Origin of the sequence: Lyngbya aestuarii BL J, from assembly GCF_000478195.2 — a bacterium.
In the GTDB taxonomy this organism is placed as follows: domain Bacteria; phylum Cyanobacteriota; class Cyanobacteriia; order Cyanobacteriales; family Microcoleaceae; genus Capilliphycus; species Capilliphycus aestuarii.
On sequence record NZ_AUZM01000129.1, the window covers coordinates 1 to 8,125 of the forward strand.

The window sequence follows — 8,125 nt, forward strand, 5'->3', positions numbered from 1 at the left end:
CCGCCCCCCTGCCGATACCGCCCCCGTTATTTCCTGAACCCGGAAGTCCCCCTCCCCCTCAAACAATCCCCAATGTTTCTCAGCAAGAGGGAATGATGATTATCCTACCGGAACCCCAACCAACCAGCCCGCCCAACCCCTCTGCTAACCCCTCTGCTAACCCCTCTGCTAACCCCTCTGCTAACCCCTCTGTTCCCCCCTCTGCTAACCCTCCTTCTGTTGCTTCTGTCGCCCCACCCATCGGCGCACAAACACCCCCTCCCATCCCCTTTAACCCCATTCCTCAAGTTCCGCCTGTGATCCAACTTCCCCCCCTCCAAGATTCGCCACCCCCCGAAATTGTGAGCGTTTTTCCAGAGGAAGAAAATCAAGACAATTCCACCGGGAATTCTGAAGGGATTGATCCTGAAATCAGCGAAAATCAAACGTCAGAAGATCCTTATTTAACCCAGTTAAATAAACGTCCCCAAACCATTGCAGCAACTCGCCAAGAAGACACCACATTATTTGATCAAATTCCGCAAGTTGATGAAGTCAGAACTTATTTTCAAGACAATTGGTATCCCCCCAAAAATTTACAGAAAGCACTTCAATACACATTACAACTCAATGCGGATGGTACAATTGCGAGTATTATGCCTGTCGGTCAACCCGCAGTTAATCGCTTAGTTCAGCTTGAATTACCCAATGTTGGTGAACCGTTTGTTTCCGCGACAGCAGACGGCAGACGCCCTAAAATTAGGGTAATTTTAGAACCGAGTGGGCGGGTAAAAGTGTTCCTTGAATCTTTTAATAATTCTCCGCCTACACCTCCAGAAAGTTCCTCTGATCAAGTTAGAAAATAATCTTTTCTCTATTGATTGTTTTGCCAATATTTGTAAGCTGAATAAGCCAGAGTAACAACACCAGTAATAATGGCAGATTCATCAATTTCAAACTTCGGATGATGGAGAGGATAATTTGGTGCTTTTGGGTGTCCGACTCCCAGACGAAACATCATTCCCGGTGCATGATTGAGATACACTGAAAAATCTTCCGCACCCAAAGACGGTTCTGATAAAGTAATAATGTTATCCTTGCCCAAAGCTTCCCCAACTGATTCTGTCACTAACTGAGTCATTTTTGGATCATTTTGTACAGACGGTACGCCCCGACGATAATTCATCTCATAACGCGCCCCGTACATCTGACAAATATTAGCAACAATATTTTCGATCCAAGCGGGTAAACTATCGTGAGTTTCAGGATGAAGCGATCGCACCGTTCCCGACAGTTTAACCTGATCGGCGATCACATTCGGCGCCCGTCCACCGACAATTTGACCAATGGTTAAAACAACAGGCCTTAAAGGGTTATGAGTGCGACTAATCGCTTGTTGGAGGGTGGTAATCACTTGAGCCGCAATCCAGATGGCATCCTTTGCTTCGTGAGGACGCGCACCATGACCCGATTCTCCCATAATGGTTAATTCTAAATCATCGGCGGCCGCTGTCAATGCTCCCTGACGAATCCCCACACATCCGGCGGGAATACTGGGAAAGACGTGGACTCCCAAAATAGCCGCCACATCACGCATAACGTTATCTGCAACCATCCAACTCGCACCTTGGGCAATTTCTTCGGCGGGTTGAAATAGAAACCGGACATGACCCGCTAAAGGCGTATCTAGCTGCGATAATACCATAGCCGTTCCCAACCCAACTGTTGTATGCACATCATGGCCACAAGCGTGCATAATTCCGGGCTGACGGGAGGCAAAGTCTAACTCCGTCATTTCTTTAATGGGTAAGGCGTCCATATCGGTACGAATGGCTAACCATTGCGGTGTATTGCTTTTTCCCTTCAACTCGCCAACAACTCCGATTTTCCCAACAGCTTCGGTAACATGAAGCCCACAAGAGGATAATACACCCGCAACATAGGCAGCGGTTTGATATTCTTGACCACTGAGTTCAGGATGGGAGTGAATATGGCGACGAATTTCGATTAAACGAGGGGCGAGATCAGTGGCTAATGCTTTAATTTGATTTAGCATGGATAATTGTCAATTATACAGTCTGAGGTTACATCTAGTTTAAGAGAGATTTCCCCAGAATCTAAAGATAGAGATGAACAAAAGCAAGCTGATGCTAATCTTTTTTTAGGGGCAGAAAGGATCACTCCATGATTTATAATAATCAGGTGACAGATTTGCGGTTTTAGATTTGAATTTATCGATTTCAGATGTCAGATATCGGATGTCGGACTCAGGGTTTAGGGACGTGTTAATTATTCCTAATTTCTGATTTTTAGTGCTGAATCCTTATTCTGCGATCGCTAAAAACACGATTAACTGTTTATTGTTCACGGCCTACTGTAAATATAGGTTAAAATTTTCATGTCAACTCAAACCTCCTCACCGTTACTTCTTAGCTCTTTTGACTTCAAAGATTTAACCTTAAAAAACCGAGTCGTGATGGCTCCGTTGACTCGTTCAAGAGCGGGAACCGAACGTTTGCCGAATGCTTTAATGGCTAAATATTATCACCAAAGGGCATCAGCAGGTTTGATTATTACAGAAGCAACTGTGGTTTCCAAACAGGCTATTGGATGGCAACAAACACCAGGAATTTACTCCGATGAACAGACAGCAGCTTGGAAACAAGTGGTTGATGCTGTTCATTCTAAAGGAACACCGATTTTTCTGCAACTTTGGCATTGTGGCCGAGCTTCTCACAGCAGCTTTCACGAAAATAGTCAACTTCCGGTTGCCCCTTCTGCGATTAAAATTGAGGGAGACGAGATTCATACCCCCATTGGTAAGCAACCCCACGAAATACCTCGGGCGTTAGAAACAGAGGAAATTCCTGGAATTGTAGAAGATTATCGTCGCGCCGCCGAACGCGCTAAAATAGCAGGGTTTGATGGGGTGGAAATTCATTCTGCCAATGGTTATTTAATTGATGAATTTCTTCAGTCAAAAACAAATCATCGGAGCGATAAATATGGGGGTAGCATTGAAAATCGCTATCGTTTCCTACAAGAAATTGTAGAATCTATCCTCACAGTTTGGTCGTCTAATAGAGTCGGTGTTCGACTGTCTCCAAACGGCAATTTTAACGATATGGGTTCGCCAGACTTTCGGGAGACTTTTCTTGATGTGGCCAAACAGCTTAATACTTATGAATTGGCTTATTTACATCTACTAGATGGTCTAGCATTTGGCTTCCATGAGTTGGGTGAACCGATGACATTGGCTGAATTTAGAGAGGTTTTTGATCATCCTCTTATGGGAAATTGTGGTTATACTCAAGAAAGTGCAGAAACTGCGATTCAAGAAGGTTATGCTGATTTAATTGCCTTTGGACGACCCTATATTAGTAATCCTGATTTAATTGAACGTTTTACCCATGACTGGCCTTTAAATCCTCCGGCAGAAATGAATGTTTGGTATTCTTTTGAGGCGGAAGGTTATACTGATTTTCCAACTTATCAAGAATCTCAAGACTTAACAACAGCAAAGAGTTAACATCTTAACCCATGTTGTCGGGGCGGGTGCCAAGTTGATGTAGGTCTACTCATCAATAACCGACATAAACCCGCCCTTGTTATTATTAACTATTTACGGCTAAAATACAACCGCTACGTTCAGGAAGATTTAACGTTAACTTATCTCCTTCCCAAGACAGTTCTACATTCCCATACAAAACATTTTCAGGACGAGATTTAAGACCATCTGCTTGCACCGTAATATTTGCTGATTCTGTTCCACTATTAACTGCAACAATCACCTCTTGATCTTCTAAAATCCGAGCAAAAACATACACTAATCCTTCAGCAAATAAGACCTGATAACCGCCCGTTCGTAAAGCCGGATATTGATGACGAATTGCGATTAACTGTTTATGGTAATTCAGAGTCGGTTCATCCCAGTCTTTTTGAATAGGAAATCCTCGCCGACTATCGGGATCAAGTTCTCCCGGTAAACCCACTTCATCCCCATAATAAATACTGGGCGCACCCGGAAAGGTTAATAACAACAAAGTTGACAACTCAACACTGTCTTGATCTCCATTCACAATTGACAAGACACGAGCGGTATCATGGCTATCGAGTAAGTTCAATTGAGTCAGTTGAATTTCCCAAGGATAGAGGTTTAATAACTCAGCAATTTTAGTCGCATATTCACTCGCAGAAAGAGCAGGATAAGGATAATAAGAAGGCCCTTCTACCAACTCCATTCGGACTCGATCTCCGCCAGTAAAAGCCAGAGTTGGCGCGGTAAATAAATAATTCATTACCCCATCAAATTGTGTTCCATCCAACCAATGACGAGAATCAGTCCACACTTCTCCAACAATATAAGCTTCTGGGTTAACTGCTTTAACACGTTCTCGAAATTCTTGCCAAAAACCCGGAGTTTTGACTTCAAAAGGAACATCTAAGCGCCAACCATCAATTCCAAACTTGAGCCAATATTCTGCAATTCGCATGATATATTCTCGCACTTCCGGATTATCATGGTTAAATTCCGGTAAGGCACGATTTCCCGCCCAACCGACATAATTTGCAGGTTGGTTTCCATCATAGGCTGATAACGGCCAATCTTGAATTTTAAACCAATTTAACCAGGGAGAATAGGGGCCATTTTCGAGGATATCGCTAAAAAAGAAAAAGCCCCGACTCGCGTGGTTAAAAACTCCATCCAAGACAACTTTAATATTGCGTTGGTGAGCCGCATCAAGGAGTTCTTTCAGCGCTTGATTTCCCCCTAAAATGGGGTCAACTTGATAATAGTCGTGGGTGTGGTAGCGGTGATTGCAAGCAGACTGAAAAATGGGTGTAAAGTAGATAGCATTGATGCCCAGATCTTGGATATAATCTAACTTGTCAATCACTCCCCACAAATCGCCCCCTTTGTAGCCTTGGGGAGTTGGGGGTGCATCCCATTCTTCCCAGTTGGGCTTCATGAGAAATTGATAGTGAGATTTTTCACTTTTGGCAAAGCGATCGGGGAAAATTTGGTAGAATACAGCGTGTTTTACCCAGTCTGGAGTTTGAATGTCCATCGAATATCCCTGAAAGTTGTCAGTTTCATGTCCGTTTTCATGGTATCGAGTCAGGGGTTATTTCCACGAATAACTGTACAACCATTCTTCTAACAGGGTACTAATTTGGGCGATCGCTTCTGAGGTTAACTCCCCCTTTAAAGTATTTTGTGTCCACTGGGCGAGGGCTTTGAGTAGAGTTTCTCTAGCCTTAGTCAGACGACGAGAAACCGTATATTGCTTCATATCGAGTTGTTGGGCGATATCTTGCTGAGTTAACCCTTGTTCGTAGTATAGTCGCAAAATCTCTAAAACATCGGGCTTGAGGCGTTCGAGGGCTGTCGTTAAAGTTTGCTTGAGTTGAACTTGTTGAGTTTGGCGATCTTGGTTTTCTTCTTCAGCGATCAATTCGGCTAACATCGGTTCATTCGGATCGACTAAATCTTCAACTATTTCTCGTGTATCGCTGTCTGATTTAGTAATATTGAGCGATCCCACCGTTGGATAAAGGTAAAGTCGCGCCCATTTTGCACATTGAGTCAGGGAACGTTCTAGCGTAGCCGGAGTAGCGGGTGTCGTCTTGGGGGAGAGTTGGGTTTGGCGTTCAGTGTTGTAGAATTTAGCGATCGCTTCCCAAGTGGCGGTATCGGGTTTCTTGAGTTGACGAGTTCCAGTGGCTTGAGTCGGAACATAGAGCGCTTTAAAGCCAGTCCAAGCTAGGATATACTGTTCGAGTTGTTCTTCGTTGTTAACTCCAGCGTTTTGTAGAGATTCTCGCAGTCGCTTTTGACTCAGTTTTCGTAATAACGCCCAGTCGCTACAAATATCAGTTTCTCGGCGTTGACGGAGAAGATCACGAATGATTGACTTGAAAGCAACGCTGGCGTAATCTTTGAGCGTCGATCCGCGATCGGGATCAAACCCGTTGAGAATGCGTTCAACTTGAGTCAGAGCAATTTGAAACAAATCTGCAATACTCAGATGTACGCCTGCAAAACCCGCATTCACCGTTTTGTAAGCGCTCCAGTAACAGGCTTCTTGTAGGTAAGCCAGTAAATGTCCTTGAGCCTCATCCGATGAGGTTTGCCACTTTTTATGCCAAAAATGCACCCAAAACTTTTCTGATGCGGGTGGTTTAGGTAAGGGTTGAGTTTTCAGACACCGATCCATACTCCGACGCAGTTTGGAATCGCTAATCCAACAGTCGAAATAATCCTCAGTGAATGTCACAAAGGTGGAAAAAGTCTCAATCAAGCCTTGACGAGGACGCATGAATCAATCCATTGGGGGTGAAAAAAGGTACAACTGGATTTTTTCTCAAGCAAGGAGCCTGGCCAGATGCACGTGCTGATTACCAGTTTCGGTGATCGCCGAGTCTGGGTTAACCTCTGACTCCATCACCATTGTTTCTGTTCTTTACTTATCCTAGCGGTCAACCTCAAAAAAATCCGATCATTAATCTGTATCAGGCTGAACCGGGTTAACTCATGTCTCTAGCTTCAACTCTTGGAGTCAGGTGTCAGGAATTATGGAAACAGATATTTCGACGGAAGAACGGATCAATCTATCGTGTCAAGGGCCAAATCAATCCATTGTTCTGTACTTCTATGTGTTTCTAGACGGAAAGTTTTTCTCGAAGGCGTTTCAGCATCCCCAAAACTTGAGCGTCGCTGAATGAACAAGCGGTGAGTTCGCATCAATAATATCGAGGAATTTCGGAATGCTTGTTCGGCTTCAAAGATTCTTCTGTTCGGAAATAGAGTGTTAGAGGGAAGTGTTTAAGACTCTTGAGGCTGGTGTTCTAATTCTGACAACGCATAACCGGCGATCACTAAACCCATTCTCGCTTGTTCGATTTCAGACAGTTCTGTCCAGGGTTTTGTCGGGGTAGGATTGAGAGGAGAATCCTTGGGTTCTGTTTCTGCTCCCCGCATCGCATAAGCAAAAGGACGGGCTAAAACTTGTAGGTCTTCTTCTTGCCAATGGGGTAATATTTCTTGAGTACACTGTACCAGTTGTTCGGCGAGAGTAGAACGAGCCTCTTGAAGCTTTTGGTTGAGGTGAATTGCTCGTTTGGCGAGTCGTTGTAGGAGATCTTGAGGAACACAGTCAGCAAATTTCTCGATCAGAGATTTTTGGAGAGTATTGACAGACCATAAGTCTTCAACTTGAGTCAGTAGGCTTTGAAGTCGGTGATGTACATCTTCGTCGGTTAAACAATCACAGAGGGCTAGTTGTTCGTCGAGTTCTCTGAGTTCGGTTTCGGAGTCTAGCGCCTCGGTGTTCCAAATATAGGGCTGTTCTTCGTTTAGCAGTACATCTAATAAATCTAACTCAGCTTGAATTTTGGGGGAGGCCGATGAGTTGTTCATGAGTCTGTGTCCTTGATGTTTAAGTAAAAATTTCTAGGTTTTAAGGAATAGATGGGGTGGAGACTGTCTGAATCTCGACTGATTCACTGTCTCAAATTCCCCTCGGGTTAGTCAAGAGAATATTGAGAGTCTAGCCAGGAAATTGAGTCGGTTTTCTCGGGTGATGAAATCGGATTCCATCTATTGATTGAGTGAGTATCAGATAGGAATCAGTAGCATTTACGCTCTGACTTCCCTAGCTACAATAGCATTTTCATAAATTCCGTAACTTGACTAGAGTTAGAGTTAGGGCTAAGTGGGATCGATCATAAATTCTAGGGCTTGACCTTGGGAACTGCCAAATTTTAACTGGGTTCCAGATTGTAAGGCAACTTCTTGATGATGAACCCGTTGCCATCCGGTTTCTGCGGAAACGAGAGTTCCATACCGAGAAAAGTCTCGCAGAAAAAAGGTGGGTTGGGGGTTGTCATCGCTACCATTGCGACAAAAGATTTCCGCGTGTTTACTCGATACCCATTGTTCAGAAATGACGATATCATTGTCTTCTCCCCGTCCAACTCGCACGCTTCCAGCTTCGAGCGGCCATAGTTGAGGCGGTGATCCCAAAGACGGGTTTAAATCACTCGGTAGACGTAGCCACGCCCTGGGCGCAATATATCCCAACCAAGTTTGAGAATTCGCCGGGAGTTCTGTTCTAATTTCTTCAAGGGGCTGCATTAATTCTCC

Annotated in this window: 7 protein-coding genes and 1 pseudogene; 3 read left to right on the forward strand and 5 right to left on the reverse strand. The window is 44.2% G+C overall.

All coding sequences use genetic code 11. The features are described 5' to 3' along the window. Positions 1–845: pseudogene (locus M595_RS31335) on the forward strand (hypothetical protein); the annotation flags it as partial. 8 nt (positions 846–853) lie between these two features. Here M595_RS31335 and M595_RS26490 read toward each other — a convergent pair. Continuing rightward, positions 854–2,035, reverse strand: a complete 1,182-nt coding sequence (locus M595_RS26490) for a M20 family metallopeptidase (protein WP_023069667.1) — start codon at positions 2,033–2,035, stop codon at positions 854–856. Between the two features lie 342 nt (positions 2,036–2,377). Here M595_RS26490 and M595_RS26495 point away from each other — a divergent pair, with 342 nt between their 5' ends. After that, positions 2,378–3,508, forward strand: a complete 1,131-nt coding sequence (locus M595_RS26495) for an alkene reductase (protein WP_023069674.1) — start codon at positions 2,378–2,380, stop codon at positions 3,506–3,508. Positions 3,509–3,593: 85 nt separating this feature from the next. On the opposite strand, the gene M595_RS26500 is transcribed toward M595_RS26495, so the two are convergent. Further along, positions 3,594–5,048 carry a glycoside hydrolase family 13 protein gene (locus M595_RS26500; protein WP_023069668.1) on the reverse strand — a complete coding sequence of 485 codons (1,455 nt, stop codon included), beginning with the start codon at positions 5,046–5,048 and terminating at the stop codon, positions 3,594–3,596. A gap of 57 nt (positions 5,049–5,105) precedes the next feature. Next, entirely contained in the window at positions 5,106–6,299 is a 1,194-nt protein-coding gene (locus M595_RS26505) for a sigma-70 family RNA polymerase sigma factor (protein WP_023069669.1), read from the reverse strand. A gap of 256 nt (positions 6,300–6,555) precedes the next feature. Between M595_RS26505 and M595_RS31340 the strand changes: the two genes are divergently transcribed. Further along, complete coding sequence (locus tag M595_RS31340; protein WP_023069670.1) at positions 6,556–6,705, forward strand: hypothetical protein; 150 nt, start codon at positions 6,556–6,558, stop codon at positions 6,703–6,705. 100 nt (positions 6,706–6,805) lie between these two features. Here the strand turns inward: M595_RS31340 and M595_RS26510 are convergent, their stop codons facing one another. Further along, complete coding sequence (locus M595_RS26510; protein WP_023069666.1) at positions 6,806–7,399, reverse strand: hypothetical protein; 594 nt, start codon at positions 7,397–7,399, stop codon at positions 6,806–6,808. Between the two features lie 291 nt (positions 7,400–7,690). Beyond that, positions 7,691–8,125, reverse strand: a 435-nt coding sequence (locus tag M595_RS26515; RefSeq protein WP_152983646.1) for an FHA domain-containing protein, incomplete at its 5' end; no start/stop codon positions are given.